26 protein-coding genes and 1 other RNA gene are annotated in these 20,114 nt (G+C 65.1%); 5 read left to right on the forward strand and 22 right to left on the reverse strand.

Annotation, left to right across the window (positions count from 1 at the left end; genetic code table 11):
• Positions 1-4 precede the first annotated feature (4 nt).
• From tolQ to DW352_RS11145, 3 genes are all read right to left on the reverse strand, one after another.
• Positions 5-718: a protein TolQ gene (gene tolQ / locus DW352_RS11135; RefSeq protein WP_115691223.1), complete on the reverse strand. Its 714-nt coding sequence runs from the start codon at positions 716-718 to the stop codon at positions 5-7.
• 497 nt (positions 719-1,215) lie between these two features.
• On the reverse strand, positions 1,216-1,665 hold the full coding sequence (locus tag DW352_RS11140) for a DUF2852 domain-containing protein (protein ID WP_115691225.1): 450 nt from the start codon (positions 1,663-1,665) through the stop codon (positions 1,216-1,218).
• A gap of 279 nt (positions 1,666-1,944) precedes the next feature.
• Positions 1,945-2,385 carry a winged helix-turn-helix transcriptional regulator gene (locus tag DW352_RS11145; RefSeq protein ID WP_245434405.1) on the reverse strand — a complete coding sequence of 147 codons (441 nt, stop codon included), beginning with the start codon at positions 2,383-2,385 and terminating at the stop codon, positions 1,945-1,947.
• A gap of 126 nt (positions 2,386-2,511) precedes the next feature.
• Between DW352_RS11145 and DW352_RS11150 the strand changes: the two genes are divergently transcribed.
• Positions 2,512-3,360, forward strand: a complete 849-nt coding sequence (locus DW352_RS11150) for an SDR family oxidoreductase (protein WP_115691229.1) — start codon at positions 2,512-2,514, stop codon at positions 3,358-3,360.
• Between the two features lie 171 nt (positions 3,361-3,531).
• On the opposite strand, the gene DW352_RS11155 is transcribed toward DW352_RS11150, so the two are convergent.
• The 3 genes from DW352_RS11155 to DW352_RS11165 are packed head-to-tail and all read right to left on the reverse strand — an operon-like array spanning position 3,532 to position 5,180.
• Positions 3,532-4,176 carry a TetR/AcrR family transcriptional regulator gene (locus DW352_RS11155; protein ID WP_115691231.1) on the reverse strand — a complete coding sequence of 215 codons (645 nt, stop codon included), beginning with the start codon at positions 4,174-4,176 and terminating at the stop codon, positions 3,532-3,534.
• A gap of 57 nt (positions 4,177-4,233) precedes the next feature.
• The gene (locus DW352_RS11160; RefSeq protein WP_115691233.1) at positions 4,234-4,797 is read right to left on the reverse strand and encodes a methylated-DNA--[protein]-cysteine S-methyltransferase; all 564 of its coding nucleotides are present in this window, start codon (positions 4,795-4,797) and stop codon (positions 4,234-4,236) included.
• Positions 4,798-4,850: 53 nt separating this feature from the next.
• Entirely contained in the window at positions 4,851-5,180 is a 330-nt protein-coding gene (locus tag DW352_RS11165; protein WP_115691235.1) for an antibiotic biosynthesis monooxygenase family protein, read from the reverse strand.
• 80 nt (positions 5,181-5,260) lie between these two features.
• On the opposite strand from DW352_RS11165, the gene DW352_RS11170 reads away from it, so the two are divergent.
• Complete coding sequence (locus DW352_RS11170) at positions 5,261-5,731, forward strand: MarR family winged helix-turn-helix transcriptional regulator (RefSeq protein WP_115691237.1); 471 nt, start codon at positions 5,261-5,263, stop codon at positions 5,729-5,731.
• A gap of 12 nt (positions 5,732-5,743) precedes the next feature.
• Here DW352_RS11170 and DW352_RS11175 read toward each other — a convergent pair whose 3' ends face one another.
• The 9 genes from DW352_RS11175 to ruvC all read right to left on the reverse strand — a co-directional run bounded on the left by DW352_RS11175 (position 5,744) and on the right by ruvC (position 11,209).
• Entirely contained in the window at positions 5,744-6,274 is a 531-nt protein-coding gene (locus DW352_RS11175; RefSeq protein WP_245434406.1) for a TetR/AcrR family transcriptional regulator, read from the reverse strand.
• Between the two features lie 44 nt (positions 6,275-6,318).
• Positions 6,319-6,786 (reverse strand): nuclear transport factor 2 family protein, encoded by a 468-nt coding sequence (locus tag DW352_RS11180; RefSeq protein ID WP_115691239.1) that lies wholly within the window; start codon positions 6,784-6,786, stop codon positions 6,319-6,321.
• Positions 6,787-6,925: 139 nt separating this feature from the next.
• Positions 6,926-7,387, reverse strand: coding sequence for a tol-pal system-associated acyl-CoA thioesterase (gene ybgC, locus DW352_RS11185; RefSeq protein ID WP_115691241.1), 462 nt, complete (start codon positions 7,385-7,387; stop codon positions 6,926-6,928).
• A 114-nt stretch (positions 7,388-7,501) separates the two neighbouring features.
• Positions 7,502-7,897, reverse strand: coding sequence for an NUDIX hydrolase (locus DW352_RS11190; RefSeq protein WP_115691243.1), 396 nt, complete (start codon positions 7,895-7,897; stop codon positions 7,502-7,504).
• Positions 7,890-8,936, reverse strand: a complete 1,047-nt coding sequence (ruvB, locus tag DW352_RS11195; protein ID WP_115691245.1) for a Holliday junction branch migration DNA helicase RuvB — start codon at positions 8,934-8,936, stop codon at positions 7,890-7,892. Before ruvB ends, DW352_RS11190 begins: the two co-directional genes overlap by 8 nt.
• Entirely contained in the window at positions 8,933-9,355 is a 423-nt protein-coding gene (locus DW352_RS11200; protein WP_115691247.1) for a cytidine deaminase, read from the reverse strand. Before DW352_RS11200 ends, ruvB begins: the two co-directional genes overlap by 4 nt.
• A gap of 3 nt (positions 9,356-9,358) precedes the next feature.
• A complete protein-coding gene (gene ruvA, locus DW352_RS11205) occupies positions 9,359-9,976 on the reverse strand; it encodes a Holliday junction branch migration protein RuvA (protein WP_115691249.1) in 618 nt (205 codons plus the stop codon).
• A gap of 8 nt (positions 9,977-9,984) precedes the next feature.
• The gene (locus DW352_RS11210) at positions 9,985-10,599 is read right to left on the reverse strand and encodes a LysE family translocator (protein WP_115691251.1); all 615 of its coding nucleotides are present in this window, start codon (positions 10,597-10,599) and stop codon (positions 9,985-9,987) included.
• 100 nt (positions 10,600-10,699) lie between these two features.
• Positions 10,700-11,209, reverse strand: coding sequence for a crossover junction endodeoxyribonuclease RuvC (gene ruvC / locus DW352_RS11215; protein WP_115691253.1), 510 nt, complete (start codon positions 11,207-11,209; stop codon positions 10,700-10,702).
• 167 nt (positions 11,210-11,376) lie between these two features.
• On the opposite strand from ruvC, the gene aspT reads away from it, so the two are divergent.
• The 3 genes from aspT to DW352_RS11230 all read left to right on the forward strand — a co-directional run bounded on the left by aspT (position 11,377) and on the right by DW352_RS11230 (position 15,820).
• Entirely contained in the window at positions 11,377-13,071 is a 1,695-nt protein-coding gene (aspT, locus tag DW352_RS11220) for an aspartate-alanine antiporter (RefSeq protein ID WP_210209964.1), read from the forward strand.
• 40 nt (positions 13,072-13,111) lie between these two features.
• Positions 13,112-14,758 (forward strand): bifunctional aspartate transaminase/aspartate 4-decarboxylase, encoded by a 1,647-nt coding sequence (locus DW352_RS11225; protein ID WP_115691255.1) that lies wholly within the window; start codon positions 13,112-13,114, stop codon positions 14,756-14,758.
• Positions 14,759-14,971: 213 nt separating this feature from the next.
• Positions 14,972-15,820 carry an EamA family transporter gene (locus DW352_RS11230; RefSeq protein ID WP_115691257.1) on the forward strand — a complete coding sequence of 283 codons (849 nt, stop codon included), beginning with the start codon at positions 14,972-14,974 and terminating at the stop codon, positions 15,818-15,820.
• A gap of 173 nt (positions 15,821-15,993) precedes the next feature.
• On the opposite strand, the gene DW352_RS11235 is transcribed toward DW352_RS11230, so the two are convergent.
• The 7 genes from DW352_RS11235 to DW352_RS11265 all read right to left on the reverse strand — a co-directional run bounded on the left by DW352_RS11235 (position 15,994) and on the right by DW352_RS11265 (position 19,891).
• On the reverse strand, positions 15,994-16,740 hold the full coding sequence (locus DW352_RS11235; RefSeq protein WP_115691259.1) for a YebC/PmpR family DNA-binding transcriptional regulator: 747 nt from the start codon (positions 16,738-16,740) through the stop codon (positions 15,994-15,996).
• Positions 16,741-16,873: 133 nt separating this feature from the next.
• Positions 16,874-17,695, reverse strand: a complete 822-nt coding sequence (locus tag DW352_RS11240) for a TIGR00282 family metallophosphoesterase (protein ID WP_115691261.1) — start codon at positions 17,693-17,695, stop codon at positions 16,874-16,876.
• A gap of 6 nt (positions 17,696-17,701) precedes the next feature.
• Positions 17,702-18,286: a 5-formyltetrahydrofolate cyclo-ligase gene (locus DW352_RS11245; RefSeq protein WP_115691263.1), complete on the reverse strand. Its 585-nt coding sequence runs from the start codon at positions 18,284-18,286 to the stop codon at positions 17,702-17,704.
• Positions 18,287-18,415: 129 nt separating this feature from the next.
• A non-coding RNA gene (gene ssrS, locus DW352_RS11250) (6S RNA) lies at positions 18,416-18,570 on the reverse strand.
• A 158-nt stretch (positions 18,571-18,728) separates the two neighbouring features.
• Positions 18,729-19,169, reverse strand: coding sequence for a PaaI family thioesterase (locus tag DW352_RS11255; RefSeq protein WP_115691265.1), 441 nt, complete (start codon positions 19,167-19,169; stop codon positions 18,729-18,731).
• Positions 19,170-19,177: 8 nt separating this feature from the next.
• Positions 19,178-19,561: a cell division protein ZapA gene (locus DW352_RS11260; protein WP_115691267.1), complete on the reverse strand. Its 384-nt coding sequence runs from the start codon at positions 19,559-19,561 to the stop codon at positions 19,178-19,180.
• Between the two features lie 48 nt (positions 19,562-19,609).
• Complete coding sequence (locus DW352_RS11265) at positions 19,610-19,891, reverse strand: DUF4164 family protein (protein WP_115691269.1); 282 nt, start codon at positions 19,889-19,891, stop codon at positions 19,610-19,612.
• Positions 19,892-20,114 lie beyond the last annotated feature (223 nt).

The following is a 20,114-nucleotide window of genomic DNA, read 5'->3' on the forward strand; positions in this document are numbered from 1 at the left end:
TCCCCTACCCCCGCTCGTCGATCTGGCGCGACAAAATCGCGGCGAACTCGTCGGCGAAGCCTTCGAGCCGCTGGGCCTGCTTGTTCACCTCGGAAGCGAACTTATTGTAGAAAATCGTCGCCGGTATGGCGGCGACAAGGCCGATTGCGGTCGCGAAAAGCGCCTCGGCGATGCCGGGCGCCACCACCGCCAGCGAGGTGTTCTTCGAGGCGGCGATCGATTGGAAGCTGGTCATGATGCCCCAAACGGTACCGAACAGACCGACGAAGGGGCCGGCCGAGCCGACCGTCGCCAACACCAAAAGGCGCCGCTCCAGCCGCTCGACCTCGCGCGCGATGGTCACTTGCATGACCTTGTCGATGCGCATCTGCAGGCCGCCGATGGAGCGCTGATTGCCCTCGAAGCTTCGCTTCCATTCCCTCATCGCGGCGACGAACAGCGCGGCCATCGAATGGTTCGGCTTGGAGGAGAGCGAGCGATAAAGGTCCTCGAGCGACTCGCCGGACCAGAAGGCCTGCTCGAACGAATCCATGGCGCGGCGGCTGCGCGCGTAGAGCACCGTCTTGTCGATGACGATCGCCCACACCCACACCGAAGCCGCCAACAGGCCCAGCATGACCAGCTTGACGATCCAGTGCGCGTGCCAGAACAGCGTGAGGAGCGAGAGGTCGGAAGAAGTAAGCGGCAACGCCGACTGTGCCACATCGGCAGGATTCATGGGCACGTCCTTTGAGCTACTCGGGTTCTATGGTCGAGCCGGCGCGGCACGCGGGGGTGATACGCGTAAGCGCGCCGGGCGAGCCCGCTCAGCGCCAAGTCGAGAAGGCCGCAAGTTCCGCGAAAACGCGTGACCGCCACCGGCGAAAGCACGAAATCCCCGCGAAAATTGACCAAACTAGGGCGCCGCATACAGGCTCTCTCAAGCCTAACCAGCGCTGATTATGGTTAAGGATGGGTTACCGGGGGATGTCAACGCACCGCGGACTCCCCTCCGTCGCGAGCACTCTGCCTCCCCTTCCCCGACGCACTTCGCTTTACCCTCCCCTGGAGGGGGACGGTCGCTCAGCGAAACGACGCTGAGCGGGGTGGGGTAAGAAGGAAGATCACACCCCACTCCAGGGGGAGGCATTCGCGTACGCCGCGATTCAGAAAAAGAAAAAGGCCGCCCCAGGGGACGGGGCGGCCTCAGCATCATGTTCGGCGTCGGTTGGCCGTTCAGCCCTGCGACGGGGGCGTGTCGGGAGCTGGACGGTTGCGGCGCTCGGCCATGAACTGGTCGAACTCGGTTTTGTCCTTGGCGAAGCGAAGGCGCTCGAGGAAATCCTTGAACTCGCGCTGCTCGTCCTCGAGGCGCTTGAGCGTCTCGGTGCGATACTCATCGAAGGCGCGGTTGCCGCTCGACGGACCCTGGCTCCAAGAGCCGGCGCCCCAGGGACCATGACCGCCGCTCATGCGGCTCTTCATCCAGTCCATTTTGCGCTGCAGGCGATCCATCTTGTGCTGCCAGCGATCCTGGCTGCCGTAGTAACCGCATCCCATGCGTCCGCTCCATATGGTGAAGGCCAGAATCGCCAGGCCCACCGGCCAGAAGGCCATGAACCCGAGCACGATCAGTGCGATCCAGGCGGGTTTGCCGAATTCGTCGAGCTTGGCGGTGATTGGCATCGTCTGCCTCGCGTGTGAATGTAAATAACATTTACATGGATAAGGTCGTGACGAACGGATGTCAACACCCTTCACATTCCAAATTGTCACATGGGGGCGGCCCGGCGCTTTACGAGTGGTCGCGGCGCTTTGGCACGCGCACGGGACGGCACGTCCCAGCCCGGCGCGAAGTCCGAAGACGCTTACCGATCGATCGCGGGTTAAGCGGGGCCTGTCACCGGGAGCCGATTCGCGTCGGCTCAGTGGCCCGCCCCGGCCCCGGCTACGGCGCAGATTGCTTTAGGGCGTAGCGTCCCGCTCTTCTGCCGCCTGCGAAGACAGACCCGCCTTGTCCCAATGCGCGCTGATGCGCGGCATGCTCATCTCGATCCAATCGGCGAGTTCCCTCACCTTTTCCGCGGCTTCACGACCGAGCGGCGTCAGGCTGTATTCGACATGCGGCGGCACGACTTGATAGGCGACGCGCGCAACCATGCCGTCGTTTTCGAGCTGTTGCAGCGTCTGCGCCAGCATGCGTTCGCTCACGCCGCCGATGGCGCGGCGCAGCTCGCTGAAGCGATGCACGCGGCGCTCCAGCACGATCAATGCCAGCACGCCCCATCGACTGGTCAGGTGCTTGAGCACGTCGCGCGACGGACAGTCGCTAGCCAGCAGATCGCCGCGGGCAAGCTGCGCCGACAGCGGCTCGCCGACCTCATGATCGGATCGCGGCTGGGACACCGGTTCTCCTTTGTGGGAAGCGCGCGGCATGGCGGTTCTCTTCTTCATACTTACATTTATGTAGGTACTTACGAAAAGTAATCAAGGCTTCTATGTGGGGTCGATCGAGCACACAGGAGAAGCCTCATGACCATCGGTATCACCGGCGCCACCGGCCAACTCGGCCGTCTCGTCGTCGCCCAGTTGAAAGCGAAAGCCCCAGCCGGCGACATCGTCGCCCTCGTCCGCACCCCTGCGAAGGCCGCCGACCTCGGCGTAGCCGCGCGCGAAGCGGACTACTCCAAGCCCGCGACGCTCGCGAGCGCGCTCACTGGCATCGACACCCTGCTCCTGATTTCATCGGCCGAGGTCGGTCAGCGCGAAGCGCAGCACCGCGCCGTCATCGACGCCGCCAAGAAGGCGGGCGTGAAGCGCATCGCCTATACGAGCATCCTGCACGCCGACACCTCGGCGATCGATCTCGCCGCCGAGCATCGCGCGACCGAAGCCGCAATCAAAGCCTCGGGCATTCCGTACACGTTCCTGCGCAACGGCTGGTACACGGAAAACTATGCAGCCGGCATCGGCGGCGCCGTGGCCGGTGGCGCGCTGATCGGCAGCGCCGGTGACGGCAAGATTTCATCGGCCACACGGGCCGATTATGCGGCCGCGGCTGTCGCCGTGCTGACGGGCGCGGGCCACGACGGCAAGACCTATGAGCTTGCTGGCGACGCCGCCTTCACGCTTGCCGATCTCGCGGCCGAGATTTCGCGCCAAACCGGCAAGACGGTCCCTTACAAGAATCTGCCCGTAGCGGATTATGCGGCAGCATTGGCGAGTCACGGTGTGCCGGAAGGCTTCGCCAAGATGATCGCGGGCTGGGAAACGCCGATTTCCAAAGGCGCGCTGTTCGATGACAGCCATACGCTGTCGAAGCTGATCGGCCGTCCGACGACGCCATTTGGCGAAACGGTGAAGGCGATCCTGAAAGGCTAAACCGTCCAATTGTCCGTTCGTCCCCGCGAAAGCGGGACCCAGTGCGACGGTGCAAATTTGTTAGGTCCCGCTGGATTCCCGCCGCAAGTCGGCTGTAGCCGACTTGCGCACTATAATAGCGGACATCGGGTAAACCCGATGTCCGCGCGCGGGAATGAACGGAGATTGGAACTACGCGCCTGCCGGCGATCCCGGCAGGCCGAGGCCGCGCAGATAGACGAGCACTGCGGCCTCTAGCAGTTCCTCGGGCGCCATCGGCAATGTGCGACGCGCCGCATCGCCGCGCCCGAACAGTGACGCGATGCCGTGCGTCATCGACCACATATGCAACGCCACCATCAGCGCCGGCGGCCGTGCCTGCGCCGGCATTGTCGCCACCAGTTTCTCCGCCGCCGAACGCAACACGCCGAAAGCGCGATCGCCTGCCTCGCGCAAAGCCGGATCGGCATCGGGCGAAACGCCCGCTTCGAACATGGCCGAGTAATAAGCCGGCTCGCGCTTGGCGAAATCGAGATAGGCTTTGCCGAGACGGTCGAACGCCTCGAACAGATCCGGCCGGCCTTCGTCCCAGGCCTTGGTCAGTACACTGGCGAATTCCTCGAAGCCCCGGCGCGCGACATCGGCAAGCAAGGCCTCGCGGTCGCGGAAATGCCGGTAGGGCGCCGCCGGGCTAACGCCCGCCCAACGCGCGGCATCGGCAAAGGTGAAGCCGGCCGGGCCTTTCTCCGCGATCAATTCGAGGGCCGCCCGCACCAGGGCTTCCTTCAGATTGCCGTGGTGGTAGCCGCGCGGGCCGCTGCCTTTGCCCCAGGTCATGTGAATACCTTCATGTGAAGGGTCTTTACATGACTCGGATGGCCGCGTCGATGGCGGCTACCGGCGCGCGGCGAGCGGCAGATGATCGAACAGCGTCGGTCCGCCCGGCTGCGCACCCTCGATGGTGAGCAGTTGCAGCTTGGTCGCAACGCCGCCGGCCGCGGAGAAGCCGCCGCTCTTGCCGCCGGCGGCGAGCACGCGATGGCAGGGCATGATGATCGGCACCGGGTTTTCGCCGAGCGCCTGGCCGACCGCGCGCGACAGCGCCTTGTCGCCGAGACGTTCGGCCACCTCACCATAGGTCAGCGTTTTCCCGGGCGGGATGGCGCGGGCGACGGCGTAGACGCGTTTGTTGAACGGCGGCGTGTCGTCATCGTCGATCACGATGTCGGCAAGATCGCGCGCCTCACCGGCGAGCAACGCGACGACGCCGTCGATGGCGTGGCGGATGGGCGCCGGCGGCAGCGCTTCGAGTGCCTGCGGATAACGTTTAATCAGCCGCGCGCGGGTCGTCGCCGCATCCGCCTCGGGCATTTGCACGGCAAAGACGCCGCGCGCACTCCAGACGATGCCGCAGGCGCCGATGGCCGTGTCGAAGATGGTGAAGTCGAGAGCCGGCATGACGGTGAACTTAAGCTCTGCCGCCGATTCCGCCACCCGCTTTCTGGCGTCCGCTAGGCGGCATACAGACCGTAATTGGCCATGTCCGCGGTGATGCCGAGCCGGGCGATCAAGTCCTGCGGATTGAAGTTCATTTCCTTGTAGCGCACGGTGACGGCCGTTTTGGCGTTCTCCAAAGCATCCGCGCTTTCCCATTCGACGAAGGTGACGACGTTGAACGCGCCCGGCCCCGAGACCTGTTCGAGCACGAGATTCTGCCGGCAGCCCGGCTGCGCGTCGATAAGACCCTTGATCGTCGCGATGCGGGTCATGAATTCCGCGCGCGCGGCGGCGGGCACGACGAACTTGTCGACGCGATAAACGGATGGCGTAGCGGCTGACATGAACAAACTCCGTTGCACACCGGCCGGATCTCACCGACCTATATTTGACTATATATGGTCAATTCGGATATCCATTGTCAATGACCGACCGACAGCGCAACCCGACAGGCGCCGCCCTCAGCCTGCTCATCCTCGATGTGTTCCGGCTTAACGGCCGCCTGCTCGCCGAAGGCGACCGGCTGGTCGCCGGTCTCGGTCTCACCAGCGCGCGCTGGCAGGTGCTCGGCGCCATCGCGCTTGCCACTGCGCCGCAGCCGGTCGCCTGGCTCGCCCGCAGCATGGGGCTTTATCGTCAAGGCGTGCAGCGCATCGTCAACGAGCTCGAGCAGGAAGGCTTCGTTGCCTTCGCGGACAATCCGCATCATCGCCGCGCCAAATTGGTGACGCTCACGAAAAAAGGGCGAACGGCCTACGAAGCGGCGGACCGGATGCAAAAGCCCTGGGTGAATAGACTGGCAAAGAGCTTGAACGCGGCCGACCTCGCCGCCGCGAGCCGCGTGCTCGCTGCTCTGCGGCAGCGGCTCGATGAGGAAGCACGCGAGGAGGACTGACTGCGGCCCGCGTTACTTGATGCCGACGCGCTTCTTCAGCCGTCCCAACGTGCGTGTGAACACCTTGGCGTCGTCGGCCGCGCGCGCCAGCACCAATGCGCCCTGAATGCCGGCGAGCAGGTCTTCCGACAAGGCCGCGGCTTCGGCGCGCTCATAACCGGCGCGACGCAGCGCGGCGGCGAGCGCCTCGTCCCAGGCCTTGAAATAGCCGCGCACGGCGGCGGCGAATTCGTCGCGCGCGGCGCCGAGCGCAAACACGCCGACGAGACAGACGCGGCGGCCCGAGCGGAAATAGGCATCGACCGCGTCGAACATGTGCGCGATGCCTGCGCGCGCGTCTTCCGTCTTGCGCAAAGGCACGAACACGTTGCGTTCGAACCAGCCGTCGATCTCTACCAGCACTTCGGCGGCCATCTGCTGCTTGCCACCGGGGAAGAGGTGATAAAGGCTGCCTTTTCCGAGCCCCGTCGCCTTGGTGATCAAGGTCAGACTCGCCCCCTCGTAGCCGTGCTCGCGAAACACCTCGCCGAGCTGCGGCAGCAACCCAGCGCGGTTGGCGGCCGGCGTCGCCGTTGTCTTACGCGTCTTCAGAACGGCACCGCGGCCAGCCCCGGCACATCGGCCGGGCGCGGACCCGGCGCGGCCCAATGGAAGCGACGGTCGCTTGCCACAATCGAGACGTCGTTGATGCTCGCCTCGCGCCGCCGCATCAGCCCCTGATCGTCGAACTCCCACTGCTCGTTGCCATAAGAGCGAAACCAGTCGCCCTTGGCGTCGTGCCACTCGTATTGGAAGCGAACGGCAATGCGGTTGCCGCTGAAGGCCCAGAGGTCCTTGATCAGCCGGTAATCCTGCTCCTTCTGCCACTTGCGGGTAAGGAAGGCGACGATGGCGTCACGACCCTCGAGGAACTCCGAGCGGTTACGCCAGCGGCTGTCCTCGGTGTAGGCGAGCGCGACACGTGCAGGGTCGCGGCTGTTCCAAGCATCTTCGGCCATGCGCACTTTCTGGCGGGCCGTTTCCTCGGTGAATGGCGGCAGCGGGGGACGCGACATCGGAGCTCCTTCAAGAGACAAAGACAGCGATGTCGCCGGTCTGTACCGATCGGTACAAAACTTTGTCAAGCGTATTTCGACGCGGCCGCCGCCGCCACGAGCCGAGACGCTTTTGCTAATCGGTAAGGAGACGCCCCGATCAACCGCCGGGCGTACCGGTGTCGAGATCCGCCTTCATGGCGATGCGCAAAGGCTTGGGGATCGGCTTGGCGCGGCCGCCGGAAACAAACGCCACCTGCACATGCGTCTCGACCAGCAAGTCCTCGCCGCGCATCACCTTCTGATGCAGCATCACGGAAGCGCCTTTGACGTCCTCCGGCGCCGTGACGATCTCCAGGAGGTCGTCCATGAATGCCGGCTTCTTGAAGGCGATGTCCATGTGGCGCACGACGAAGGCAAAGCCGGGCGCCTCCTTCTCGGCCTGTTCGAACAGCGCGCGATGATCGGCGCCAATGAGCCGCAGATAATTGGTGCGCCCGCGCTCCATGAAACGCAGGTAGCTCGCGTGATAGACGATACCGGAGAAGTCGGTGTCTTCGTAATACACGCGCACGGGCTGATAGTGCTTGCCGTCGCGAATCTCGCCATCGATGGAGGTCATAAGGACACCGCTTCTCAACCGTCATGCCCGGCCGTGCCGGGCATCCATGCTCTTTCGAATGTCACGACATAAAAGACGTGGATGGCCGGGACAAGCCCGGCCATGACGCAATACCTACACCGCCAGGGGCAGAATGTGATCGCGCGTCAACGGCGCCAGCGGCAGATCCGGCAGCGCGCGCGGATCGACCCACACCACCTCATCGATTTCGGCCTGGGCGCGGACGGCACCGAGAATGTTCACGGCATAGACCGCCGCGCGCACGCGATAGCCCGGCTCGTTCGCCGCCGCGCATTCGAACGTGCCGAGCGGGCGCACATCGTCGCCGTCGACCGCGCAGCCGAGCTCTTCCGTGATCTCGCGCGACAGCGCCGTGACGTCGTCCTCGCCGGCGTCGGGCTTGCCGCCCGGCTGCATAAAGGCCGACGTGCCGCGCTTGCGCACCAGCAGCATCCGCCCCTCGTCGTCGCGGATCAGCGCGGCGACGATGGTGATGATCTTATCACTCATCCTCATCACCCCCGAACAGCCCGAACTGCGCCGCATCGCGCTGCGGCTCGGCGAGGCCGAGATGCTTGAAGGCGGCGCTGGTGAGCAGGCGCCCGCGCGGCGTGCGCTGGATGAAACCCTTCTGGATGAGATAAGGCTCGATGATGTCTTCGATCGCATCGCGCGGCTCCGAGAGAGCCGCCGCGATGGTGTCGACGCCGACCGGTCCGCCGCCGTAGTTGAGCGCGATGGTGCTGAGATAGCGCCGGTCCATGGCATCGAGACCGGCCGCATCCACTTCCAATGCCGACAACGCGCGGTCCGCGATCTTGCGATCGACCGCCGTCGCGCCTTCGACATGCGCGAAGTCGCGTACGCGCCGCAGCAGCCGCCCGGCGATGCGCGGCGTGCCGCGCGCGCGCCGCGCGATCTCATTGGCCCCGTCCTCGGTCATGCCGAGCCCCAGCACACGCGCGCCGCGCTTGACGATCAGCTCCAGCTCCGCCTCGGTGTAGAAGTTCAGCCGCACCGGAATGCCGAAACGGTCGCGCAAGGGATTGGTGAGCAGCCCGGCGCGCGTCGTCGCGCCGACCAAGGTGAACGGCGCAAGGTCGATCTTCACCGAGCGCGCCGCCGGTCCCTCGCCGATGATGAGGTCGAGCTGGAAGTCCTCCATCGCCGGATAGAGGATTTCCTCGACGTTCGGATTGAGGCGGTGGATCTCGTCGATGAACAGCACATCGCGCGGTTCGAGATTGGTGAGCAGCGCGGCAAGATCGCCGGCCTTGGCGATCACCGGGCCGGAGGTGGAGCGGAAGTTGACGCCCAATTCGCGCGAGACGATCTGCGCCAAAGTCGTCTTGCCGAGACCGGGCGGGCCGACGAACAACACATGGTCGAGCGCTTCGCCGCGCGCACGCGCCGCATCGATGAAGATCTTGAGGTTGGCGCGCGCCTTCTCCTGACCGATGAAGTCGGCGAGCTTCTGCGGCCGGAGCGACGCGTCGACGTCGTCGTCGCGCTTGTCGGCAGAGACGAGGCGGCGGGGCGTGGTGGTCACGTCATCCCCCGCCGGTACTTGTTCGGCAGCAGTTCGCCGATGGTCGTCACCTCCGGGCCCTGCTTGCCGTTCGGCACGATGACGCGCGCTTTGGCGTCATAGTCGTGGATCAGTTCGCGGCAGGCGCCGCACGGCGACACCACCGCGATATCGCCCGGCTCACCGGGCTTCGGGTGCCGCACGGCGACGATGGTCTCGATGCCCTGGTCGCCTTTGTCGGTGAGCGCGGTGCCGATGGCAACAGCCTCGGCACAGACCGCGCCGCGCCCGACATAAGCGTCAAGATTGACGCCGACGACGACTCGGCCGTCGCGCGTGCGCAAGGCCGCGCCGACCTCCTGCCAGTCGTTGCGATAGCGCGACTTGATGGCCTTGGTCGCAGCGTCAATGAGTTCCTGATCTTTATTGTTCAGCGGCATGAGCTACTTCGCGAGTTCCTTCAGTCCCTGGCGGATGAGCGCGGCCGTGTCGGCGCCTTCGCCCGCGTGCTGCACGGCCGCCGCGATGGCAGCGGCCGCCTGCGGCTGACCGTAGCCGAGATTGACCAGCGCCGACACCGCGTCCGCCACGGGTTTCGGCGCGCGCTTTTCATCGACTGCGCCGGCGAGATGTACGACGCCGGGATCGACATCGGCGAAAGCGGGCGCCTTGTCCTTCAATTCGGTCACAATGCGCTCGGCGACCTTCGGGCCGACACCCGGCGTGCGCGCCACCATCGCCTTGTCGCGCGTGGCGATCGCGGTCGCGAGTTCCGATGGTTTGAGGGTGCCGAGCACGGCGAGCGCGACCTTGGCGCCGACCCCCTGCACCGTCTGTAGCAGGCGGAACCATTCGCGCTCGGCGTCGCTGGCGAAACCAAACAGCTTGATCTGGTCCTCACGCACATGCGTTTCGATCGCCAAGGTCGCCGGCTCGCCCGGTGCCGGCAAGGCTTGCAGCGTGCGCGCCGAGCAATGCACCTGATAGCCGACGCCGCCGACGTCCAGGATGACGTAATCGTCGGCGTAGGAGTCGATGAAGCCTTTGAGCTTGCCTATCATGTGCCGCTCTATTTCGTCACGACGGCGATGGCTGCGCCCGCCATCAGCGTCCCGCCTGTCCGGTTGAGCACGCACAATGCGCGCGGCGACTTGAACAGCATGCGCGCGCGTGCCGCCGCGACGATATAGAAGGCCAAGACGAGCGACAGAATGGCGACGCAGAGCCCGGCGAGTTCGACATAGCCGAGGAGCCCGACATCGCCGAGATCGATCAGGCTCGGCAACAGCGCGAGATAGAAGCCGACGACCTTCGGATTGCCCATCGTGACCGCGAGCCCGGCGAAATACATCGCCAGCGGCTTGCCGCGTTTCGGCGACGTATCGGCATCCGGCGCGTAGGCCGGCGTCGTCCACATGCGATAGGCAAGATAAATGAGATAGGCGGCACCGACGAACTTCACCACCATGAAGGCATCGTAGAAGGTGTGCGCGAGCACTGCCAGCCCAAGCACGGCCGCGCCGAGCCAGATCAAATCGCCGGTGATCAGCCCCGCGGCAAAGGGGACGACTCCGGTGAGCCCGCCGCTGATCACGCGCGCGACCAAGGCAAAAATGCCGGGACCAGGCGACGCGGCGGCGATGAGCAGAGCGCCGGAGAAGATCAGCAGGGCAGTCAGTGTCATGACACGGTCTCGGATGAGGGGCCGCCCAATGTAGTCACGCGGCGGCGCGGCGCAAATGCCGGCCTGCCCTGCTTTGCCTTGGCTCTGAGCCCCATTGAACTCACCCCAGGGCGCGGCGCAACACCGCGCTCTGCCGGTGATGCGCGTGGCACACCGCGATGGCGAGCGCGTCGGCGGCGTCGTCGCTCTGTGGCGCGGCCTTGGGCAACAGCACGCCGATCATCATGCGTATCTGCGTCTTGTCGCCGTGACCGGCGCCGACCACCGTTTTCTTCACCAGGTTCGGCGCGTATTCGGCGACACTCAAACCGAGACGCGCCGGCACCAGCATGGCAACGCCACGCGCCTGGCCGAGCTTCAACGTCGACGCCGCGTTGGTGTTGACGAAGGTCTGCTCCACCGCCGCTTCGTGCGGCGCGTATTGCTCGATCACCGCGATCAGCCCGTCGTGGATCACCACGAGGCGCTCGCTCAACGGCGCTTTGTCCTTGGTCTCGACCGAGCCGCAAGCGACATGGATCAGGCGATTGCCGTCGGCCTCGATCAGGCCCCAGCCGGTGCGGCGGAGTCCCGGGTCGATGCCGAGAATGCGAATCGGTTGCCTGAGCATGGTCCCGTTGATAGCCGCGCCGCCCCTGCCCGCCTAGACGGCTCCGATGCTTGCAAAACCAGCGGTTGACCAAAATCAATGTGCGCCCATCGCGGACGGCGCCCCATGCCTTCTCACAGGTTTTGCCGGCGGTAAAGGCGAACCGCTCACGACCAAGGGGCACCCCGATGGTGAAATGGTTCGTCGAGACCCTGCGCGATCATCCCGAAATCGCGATCTTCCTCTCGCTCGGCATCGGCTATTGGGTCGGCGGCAAGTCGTGGAAAGGGCTGAGTCTCGGCGCCGTCACCTCGACATTGATCGCGGCCGTCATCATCGGCCAGTTGCACATCACCGTCTCCGCCAACGTCAAGACGATCTTCTTTTTGATGTTCCTTTTCGCCGTCGGCTACGGCGTCGGACCGCAATTCGTGCGCGGCATCGCCAAGGATGGCGTGCCGCAGGCGCTCTTCGCAGTGGTGCAGTGCCTGTTATGCCTCGCCGTCGCCTACGTCGCCGCGCGGATGGCCGGTTATGACCTCGGATACGCGGCCGGCCTCTATGCCGGCTCGCAAACAATTTCGGCGTCGATGGGTCTCGCCACCGACGCGATCAACCGGCTGCACCTACCCACCGACGAGACCAAGCGGCTGCTCGACGCCATGCCGGTCGCTTATGCGGTGAGCTACATCTTCGGCACCATTGGCTCGGCTGTGATCCTCGCGCAGCTCGGCCCCCTCCTGTTGCGGCTCGATCTCGTCGCCGCCTGCAAGCGCTACGAAGAACAGATGGGCGGTGGCGGCGGCGTACCCGATCAGGAAGGAGGCGGCTGGCATCAGTTCGAGTTGCGCGCCTATCAGGTGCGGCAGGGCGGCCGCGTCGTCGGCATGACATGCGCGGCAGCCGAAGCGATGGCCCTGCCCGCGCGCGTGTTCGTCGAGCGCCTCCGCCGCGACGGCAAGATCATCGAGGCCAAGCCCGACACCGTGTTCAAGGATGGGGACATCGTCGCCCTCGCCGGCCGGCGCGAGATCCTGGTCGACGTCGTGGGTAAGGCCGCCATCGAAGTCGAGGACCCGGAATTGCTCGCGGTCGGCCTGGAAGGCGTCGACGTCTATGTCACCGACAAGAGGCTCGACGGCATCACGCTCGCTCAAGCGGCGTCGCAGCCGGGCGCGCGCGGCGTCTTCCTGCGCAAAATCACGCGCGGCGCGACCGGCGTCAATATTCCGATCCTGCCGCAGACGCAGATTCATCGCGGCGACATTCTTACGCTCGTCGGCCGCACGCAGGACATCGCAGCCGCCGCCAAGCATATCGGCTATATCGACAAGCCCAGCACCGTCGCCGATGTCGCCTTCATCGGCGGCGCCATTGCGATCGGCGCACTTGTCGGCGCACTCACGCTCAATATCGGCAGCGTGCCGCTGACGCTATCGACTGCCGGGGGCACGCTGATCGCCGGTCTCGTTTTCGGCTGGCTGCGCTCCATCCATCCGACCTTCGGCCGCATTCCGTCACAGACGGTGTGGTTCATGAACTCGGTCGGCCTCAACGTCTTCATCGCCGTGGTCGGCATCTCCGCCGGCCCGAGCTTCGTCGCCGGCCTGCAACAGCTCGGCATCAGCCTGTTCCTGTGGGGCGTGTTCGCCACCACGCTGCCGTTGATCCTCGGCATGTTCGCGGCGCGCTACATCTTCCGCTTCGATCCAGCCATCCTGTTTGGCTGCGTCGCAGGGGCGCGCACCACCACCGCCGCGCTTGGCATGATCTGCGAGGTCGCCAAGAGCCAGGTGCCCGGCCTCGGCTACACCGTCACTTACGCCGTCGGCAATACGCTGCTCACCATCTGGGGCATGGTCATCATCATGCTGCTGGCGTGACGGCGCGCATCCTCAACGCGGTCAAACAGGAGTAGTCGTCATGGCAGACGCGGCACAGATGAAGCACATGGAGCGCGCCGAAGAGAAAGCGCTCGAGCAGCTCAGCCCCTTCGAACTCAAGGACAAGCTCATCAAGATCGCGCAAGAGCGCGCTAAGATGGCCGGCGCCCATCAGATGCTCAACGCCGGCCGCGGCAATCCCAACTGGATCGCCACGACGCCACGCGAATCCTTCTTCCTGCTCGGTCAGTTCGCGCTCGGCGAGTCGAAACGCGTGTGGCAAGACAAGGATCTCGGCGGCATGCCGGCCAAGGACGGCATCGCCGCGCGCCTGCACGCCTTCCTTGCCACGCACGGCGAGAGCGACGGCGGCCGGCTCCTCAAGACCGCGCTCGACTACGGCGTCAACACGCTGGGCTTCAACGAAGACGCCTTCGTGCACGAACTCACCGATAGCATCATCGGCGACAACTACCCGGTGCCTGACCGCATGCTCACGCACGCCGAACAGGTCGCGCACGCCTATCTGATGCAGGAGATGTGCGGCAACCGGCCGCCCAAGGGCCGCTTCGATCTTTTCGCCGTCGAGGGCGGCACGGCGGCGATGTGCTACATTTTCGACAGCCTGCAGATCAATCGCCTTATCAAGCGCGGCGACAAGATTGCCATCGGCGCGCCGATCTTCACCCCCTATATCGAGATGCCGCAGCTCGACCAGTACGGGCTCGAAGTCGTCCGCATCGACGCCTGCGAGATGCGCACCGAAGGCATCCACAGCTGGCAGTATCCGGACAACGAGATCGACAAGCTCGCCGATCCCGCGATCAAGGCGTTCTTCCTCGTCAATCCGAGCAATCCGCCCTCGACCGCCGTGCGGCAGCCGACCATCGACCGCATCGTCGACATCGTCGAGAAGAAGAACCCCAACCTCATCATCATCACCGACGATGTCTACGGCACCTTCGTCGAGGGCTTCCGCTCCTTGATGGCCGACCTGCCGCACAACACCATCGGCGTCTACTCGTACTCGAAGTATTTCGGCTGCACCGGCTGGCGTCTGGGCGTCGTCTGCGTGCACCAGGACAACATCTACGACCGCATGATCGCCGCGCTGCCGGACGCAGATAAGAAAGCGTTACACCGGCGCTATGAGTCGCTGACGCTCGAGCCGGAGAAGATGAAGTTCATCGACCGCATGGTGGCGGACTCGCGGCGCGTCGCACTCAATCACACCGCCGGCTTGTCGCTGCCGCAGCAGGTACAGATGATGCTGTTCTCGCTGTTCTGCCTCACCGACAAAGGCGACGCCTACAAGAAGCTGACGCGCCGCATCGTGGCCAAGCGAACGGAGAAGTTCTGGGAAGGGTTCCATCTGAAGCCGCCGGTCGATCCCTTGCGCGCCAACTACTACTCCACAGTCGACATCCTGATCGGCGCCGACAAGGCGCTCGGCCAGGAGTTCGTCGACTACATGCAGGAGACCTACGAGCCGATCGACATCCTAATCCGGCTCGCCGAGCAATACGGCACGGTGCTGCTGAACGGCAGTGGTTTCGACGGCCCGCTGTGGTCGGTGCGAACCTCGCTCGCCAATCTCCCGGACGACGCCTATGCGCAGATCGGCGCGCATCTGGAAGCCATCGTGCGCGAATATGCCGACGAGTGGCGGAAGGCAAAGAAGAAGTAGCGCCGAGACACCGCACGCCGGTTCGTCATGGACCGGGAAGCTGACGTGGACGAGCGTCTGTTCCGACCGTCCGCAGCCTTCTTTGTTCGCCCATTGAAAAGAAGAAGTGGATGCCCGGCATAAGGCCGGGCATGACGGAGCATACGCACGCCCTGTACATCCCGCGTACCAGCCGCTAAGCCGGAGACACAGGTTCTCCTCCGTGCGGCTCTCATGACTCCCGGCCTTTTGTTCGCGCTCGGCGCCATGCTGCTCTTTGGCGTCGGCGATCTCATCTACAAGCGCGCGGCCGCCGCCGGCATCGGCGCGGCGCAATTCGTGATGCTGCAGGCCTGGGCGTTTGCGCCCTCGATCAATCTGTACGCCTGGTTGACCGGCACGCTCGACGTGCACTGGTCGGCGGCGTGGGGCTCGCTCGCCGGCCTGTTCTCGCTGGTCGCCTTCTACAATTTCGCGCGCAGCCTGAAGGACGGTGCGGTCTCGACCAATGCGCCGATCTTTCGCCTCAACTTCACGCTGACGGCGGCGCTCGCGATCGTCCTGCTTGGCGAAACTTTCACCATCGCAAAGGCAGGTGCCCTTGCTTGCGCGCTCGTTGCCGTATGGCTGCTGCTCGCCGAGCCCGGCGCAGCACGCGGCCAGATCAAGCTCGCGTCGCTGACGCGCGTTTTGATCGCCACGGTGGCGATGGCTTTCGCCAATCTGTCCTACAAGATCGGGCTCACCCAAGGCGCGGTGCCGGAGACCATGGTGGCGGCGCAGGCCTGGTCGTTCTCGTCGCTCGCCACACTGCTGTGTTTTGTCCAGGAGAGGCGCCTGAGGCTCACACCTTGGGCGTGGACTTATTCCGCGCCCGCCGCTTTTGCGCTGCTCGTCGCCTTCGTGCTGCTGCTGCACGGGCTCGCGCTCGGTCCGGCCAGCGTGCTGGTCCCGGTGGCGCAAATGAGCTTCGTCTTCACCGCCATCGTCGGCGCGCTGGCATTCCACGAGAAGCTGAACGCACGCAAGCGGATCGGCCTTGTGGTGGCGATCGCGGCGCTCGGGCTGTTCGCGGTGAGTTGAAGCTACGCCGCAACCTCTCTTCACCTCCCCCTATGGGAGAGGTCGGCGCTCGAAGTGCGCCGGGTGACAGGTTACAAAGCCCTAGAGTCAGGAGCCCCCTCACCCCAACCCTCTCCCCAACGGGAGAGGGAGTCGCGCCGTGCTCGCGGCGCTTCAGCGCTCGATGACTGGTCTTACGCGCTCATCTTCTGCACGAGTGCGTCGGACACTTCGAAGTTGGCGTAGACGTTCTGCACGTCGTCGTTGTCGTCGAGCGCGTCCATCAGCTTGAGTATCTTCTCGCCCGCCTCGTCGTCGACCGCGACCGTGTTCTGCGGCTTCCACACCATGCCGGTCTTGCGCGGCTCGCCAAACTTGGCCTCCAACGCCTTGGTGACCTCGTGCAGCGTGTCGGTCTTGGTGATCACTTGGTGGCCGCTGTCGTCGGACACCACGTCCTCGGCGCCAGCCTCGATCGCCGCTTCCAGCATGTCGTCGGGGCTCGCTTTGGCCGCGTCGTATTCGACGACCCCGACGTGGTCGAACATGAACGACACCGCGCCGGTCGTCGCCAGGTTGCCGCCGGCCTTGGTGAAGATCGAGCGCACTTCGCCGGCGGTGCGGTTGGTATTGTCGGTCAGCGTCTCGACGATGACGGCGACGCCGCCGGGCGCATAGCCCTCGTAGCGGATCTCGTCGTAGTTCTCCTGGTCGGCGCCGGACGCCTTCTTGATGGCGCGCTCGATATTGTCCTTGGGCATGTTCTCGGCGCGTGCCGCCAGCACCGCGAGGCGCAGGCGTGGGTTGAACGCCGGATCCGGCATGCCGAGCTTGGCCGCGACGGTGATTTCGCGGGCCAGCTTGCCGAAGAGCTTGGAGCGGACTTTGTCCTGCTTGCCCTTGCGGTGCATGATGTTTTTGAATTGGGAATGACCGGCCATGACCGTCCACGCTCGCTAAAAGGGGCCTAAAGGCTTCAAAGTTAAGGAATGGGCTTGCCGCCGCGCGGCTATATAGAATGCCGACGCCGGAAAATAAACGCCCCTCTTGCGTCCGGAACCGCCGGCCGGCCCGCTAGGCCCAGAACGGCGGCCGCGCTTCTTCCAGCGTTCCACCGAGACGGACCGCGCCGACCTTCACCGCCAAACCGGAGGCGTCGTCGGTTTCCACCGCCAGGCCGCACAGGGTCGCCGGACCATTGGCCGGCTCGAACTTGGCGCTCGGAATCTTGCGCAGGAAGCGGTTGAGCGGCTCGTCCTTGCCCATGCCGATGACGGAATTGAAGTCGCCGGTCATGCCGACATCGGAAACAAAGGCGGTCTTGCCCGGAAGGATGCGATGGTCGGCAGTCGGCACATGGGTATGCGTGCCGACGACCAGGCTGGCGCGGCCGTCGACGAAGAAGCCCATGGCCTGCTTCTCGCTCGTCGCCTCGCAGTGCATGTCGACAATCACGGCATCGCAGGCGCTGCGCAGCGGACACGCGTTCAATTCGCGATCGACTGCCGCAAATGGATCGTCGAGCGGGTCCATGAAGATGCGGCCCATGGCGTTGATCACCAGCGCGCGCTTGCCGTTCTTAGTATCGACCAGCGCGGCACCGCGCCCGGGCGTGCCGGCGGGGAAATTCACGGGACGGACGAGGCGGGGCGCGCGCTCGATAAACACCAGCGCCTCGCGCTGATCCCACGCGTGATTGCCGAGCGTGATGGCGTCGGCGCCGGCGTCGATGAACTCGTTGTAGATCGCCTCGGTGATGCCGAAGCCGCCGGCGGCGTTCTCGCCGTTGATGACAACCAGTTCGAGCTTCCAGTCCCTGATCAGGTTCGGCAGACGGTCGAGCACGATGGCGCGTCCGGCACGCCCGACAATGTCACCGATGAAGAGTATGCGCATTTAGAATTATCCACGGAAATCAATCGCCTCGCGCTCCGTTAGCACGAGATCGAGCCGCTCGTCGCGCTCCGTCGCCGGCACACGAGGAATTTCCTGCACCGCGAAAGCGATGCCGATGGCAATCACCTTCTTCTTCGCACGGAGGGCATTGATGGTCATATCGTAGTAGCCGGCGCCGTAGCCGATGCGGTGACCGGCGCGATCGAAGCAGGCAAGCGGCACGATGAGGATGTCGGGATCGACCGCGGGCGCTTCCGGCACCGGCTCGCGGATGCCCCATTGCCCGGCCTTGAAGGGATCGCCGAACTTCCAGGCGCGCATGATCAGCGGCTTGCCGCGCTTGTCGATCGCCGGCAGCGCCAGCCGCGCGCCCTGATCGGCCGCCTTGTGCAGCAAGGGCAGCGGGTTGATCTCGCTCTTCATCGGCATGAAGCCGGAGACGATGACGCCCGGCGCGATGTTCACCGGAAAGGGGCGTGCGGCGATGGTCTCGGCGCCGGCCTGGCGCTCGGCCGCCGGCAGGGCATCGCGCTGGGCGAGCGCGGCGGCACGGAGAGATTCCTTGGTGGCCGGCTCGGCGAACTGACTCAAACTGTCATCCTGAGGTGCGAGCGCAGCGAGCCTCGAAGGATGCCACACCGCCCCACCCTTCGAGGCTCGCGACCTTCGGTCGCTCGCACCTCAGGGTGACGGCGAAAGGTCGCGAGCGAAAGAAACAAGCGCGGAGCCACGATGGCCGTGGGAGGCTGATCCCGGGAACCTACAGAAGTAGGTGGGCGCCATATGTCCGAGCCCACGGGCCCGGTCAGGGACAGCTCCCTTAGGGATCGTAAGGCCCCGGGGAATGTGACTCCTCACGCACCCCGCAGCCCCGCCAGGGCAATGTAGGCGCTACGAGCCGGAAGCGCCACCATCTCCGTCATCCCGGGCGAGCGAGCACTTGCTGCGAGCGAGGTCCGGGCCCCATACGCCGCAGCATCTCGACAGGACAGCGCGTATGGGTCCCCGCCCTCTTGGGGACGACAGACGGCAATCAATCCCTCAGCCCCGTCCCGGTATTCACCACCATCATCGTCGCGGTGATCATCGCCACCTGCTTCGACGTGCCGCCGGTTTCCGCGAACACCTCGCCGAGCGTGACCACCAGGGTCTTGCCGTTGCGGATGACGCGGCCGACCGCGCGCAGCCGGTCGCCTTTGGCCGGCGAGAGGAGGTTGATCTTGAACTCCGTGGTCAGCACCGCGGCATCCATCGGCATGACCGACAATCCCGCGTAGCCGCAGGCCGAATCGGCGATCGTCGCCACCGCGCCGGCATGCACGAAACCGTGCTGCTGAAGCACTTTGTCGGAAAACGGCAGCACGATCTCGACCTCGCCGGCCCGCACGGCGAGGACCTCGGCGCCGATTGTCTGCATGATCGTCTGCTTGGCGAAGGAATCGCGGATTCGCGTTTCGACCTCGGCAGGGGTCATTGCGGCATTCACCCGATCGCCGCGCCGGGGCCGAGCGTCTGGTTGAGTTTCTTGGTGATGCCCTCGATGCGCTCGGCCGCCGAATTGAAGGCACCGACCACCGCGTCGGAGGCCGCCCGCGCGCGGTCCGAGGACACCATGCGCGCATCCTGCAACGCCTGAATCTCCTCTTCGAGCCGGCGGATGCGACGGTGCGATTCGCTGAGATCGTCCGCGACCATCAGCGCCGCCATCACCGTGAGACGCGTGTCCCCGATCTCGCCGAACTTGCGGCGCAAATCGATGATGCGGGTATCGATGTCCTTCGCCAGCGCGGTGAGATGCTCCTCCTGCCCATCCTCGCAGGCGAGACGGAATTGGCGGCCGGCGATGGTGGCATTGACGAGGGCCATGACTGTGCTCGCTGACTGTTCCCGTTCGTTCGATCCGACGCTCGCGACTTACTTCTGATGCGTGTCCAGCACCGATTGGATGTCGGCGATCGCCGCATCGAGCCGTTCCGCGATCTCTCGGTTGGTCGCCTCGAGCTTGCGCGAGCGCGACGTCTCGCCGTCGAGCGCCGCGGCGAGCTTGCTGCGATCCACGCCTAAAGCCTGCACCTGATTGGCGAGCGCCTCTTCGCTGCGGTCGGCCTCACGCCGCCGCTCGACTGCGGCATCGAGCGCGTCGAGCGCGAGCGCCAGGCGCTTCACCGCAGCATCGATTGCGCTTTGCTCACTCATCGCCCCGCCTCTGAATACCCAAAACTCCTGCGGTAGCAAATGTTTAGACCGAGAACCTTACGTGTCGCACAACCACCGCGTCAACGCCCGTTCGCCAATTTGCCCAGGTGTTTTCGCAGCGCTGTGCATGGCGGGCCTGCGCGCGTGCGCTCACATTGACTCAAGGCCGTCACATGCTAAGGAGCCGCAACCAACAGGCATTTTTCATGAGCGCACAAGCCTC

The sequence above is a fragment of the Pseudolabrys taiwanensis genome, from assembly GCF_003367395.1.
In the GTDB taxonomy this organism is placed as follows: domain Bacteria; phylum Pseudomonadota; class Alphaproteobacteria; order Rhizobiales; family Xanthobacteraceae; genus Pseudolabrys; species Pseudolabrys taiwanensis.

What these genes read in the sequence shown, in the direction of transcription:
- DW352_RS11170 (WP_115691237.1), top strand. Translation starts at nt 5,261, where the DNA reads ATGACCGACCGACAGCGCAACCCGACAGGCGCCGCCCTCAGCCTGCTC.
- DW352_RS11200 (WP_115691247.1), bottom strand. Translation starts at nt 9,355, where the DNA reads ATGCCGCTGAACAATAAAGATCAGGAACTCATTGACGCTGCGACCAAG.
- DW352_RS11235 (WP_115691259.1), bottom strand. Translation starts at nt 16,740, where the DNA reads ATGGCCGGTCATTCCCAATTCAAAAACATCATGCACCGCAAGGGCAAG.
- DW352_RS11225 (WP_115691255.1), top strand. Translation starts at nt 13,112, where the DNA reads ATGGCAGACGCGGCACAGATGAAGCACATGGAGCGCGCCGAAGAGAAA.
- DW352_RS11260 (WP_115691267.1), bottom strand. Translation starts at nt 19,561, where the DNA reads ATGGCCCTCGTCAATGCCACCATCGCCGGCCGCCAATTCCGTCTCGCC.
- ruvC (WP_115691253.1), bottom strand. Translation starts at nt 11,209, where the DNA reads ATGCTCAGGCAACCGATTCGCATTCTCGGCATCGACCCGGGACTCCGC.
- DW352_RS11255 (WP_115691265.1), bottom strand. Translation starts at nt 19,169, where the DNA reads ATGACCCCTGCCGAGGTCGAAACGCGAATCCGCGATTCCTTCGCCAAG.
- ybgC (WP_115691241.1), bottom strand. Translation starts at nt 7,387, where the DNA reads ATGACCTCCATCGATGGCGAGATTCGCGACGGCAAGCACTATCAGCCC.
- DW352_RS11155 (WP_115691231.1), bottom strand. Translation starts at nt 4,176, where the DNA reads ATGACCTGGGGCAAAGGCAGCGGCCCGCGCGGCTACCACCACGGCAAT.
- DW352_RS11150 (WP_115691229.1), top strand. Translation starts at nt 2,512, where the DNA reads ATGACCATCGGTATCACCGGCGCCACCGGCCAACTCGGCCGTCTCGTC.
- DW352_RS11210 (WP_115691251.1), bottom strand. Translation starts at nt 10,599, where the DNA reads ATGACACTGACTGCCCTGCTGATCTTCTCCGGCGCTCTGCTCATCGCC.
- ruvA (WP_115691249.1), bottom strand. Translation starts at nt 9,976, where the DNA reads ATGATAGGCAAGCTCAAAGGCTTCATCGACTCCTACGCCGACGATTAC.
- tolQ (WP_115691223.1), bottom strand. Translation starts at nt 718, where the DNA reads ATGAATCCTGCCGATGTGGCACAGTCGGCGTTGCCGCTTACTTCTTCC.
- DW352_RS11230 (WP_115691257.1), top strand. Translation starts at nt 14,972, where the DNA reads ATGACTCCCGGCCTTTTGTTCGCGCTCGGCGCCATGCTGCTCTTTGGC.
- DW352_RS11160 (WP_115691233.1), bottom strand. Translation starts at nt 4,797, where the DNA reads ATGCCGGCTCTCGACTTCACCATCTTCGACACGGCCATCGGCGCCTGC.
- aspT (WP_210209964.1), top strand. Translation starts at nt 11,377, where the DNA reads ATGGTGAAATGGTTCGTCGAGACCCTGCGCGATCATCCCGAAATCGCG.
- DW352_RS11165 (WP_115691235.1), bottom strand. Translation starts at nt 5,180, where the DNA reads ATGTCAGCCGCTACGCCATCCGTTTATCGCGTCGACAAGTTCGTCGTG.
- DW352_RS11190 (WP_115691243.1), bottom strand. Translation starts at nt 7,897, where the DNA reads ATGAGTGATAAGATCATCACCATCGTCGCCGCGCTGATCCGCGACGAC.
- DW352_RS11240 (WP_115691261.1), bottom strand. Translation starts at nt 17,695, where the DNA reads ATGCGCATACTCTTCATCGGTGACATTGTCGGGCGTGCCGGACGCGCC.
- DW352_RS11180 (WP_115691239.1), bottom strand. Translation starts at nt 6,786, where the DNA reads ATGTCGCGTCCCCCGCTGCCGCCATTCACCGAGGAAACGGCCCGCCAG.
- DW352_RS11265 (WP_115691269.1), bottom strand. Translation starts at nt 19,891, where the DNA reads ATGAGTGAGCAAAGCGCAATCGATGCTGCGGTGAAGCGCCTGGCGCTC.
- DW352_RS11140 (WP_115691225.1), bottom strand. Translation starts at nt 1,665, where the DNA reads ATGCCAATCACCGCCAAGCTCGACGAATTCGGCAAACCCGCCTGGATC.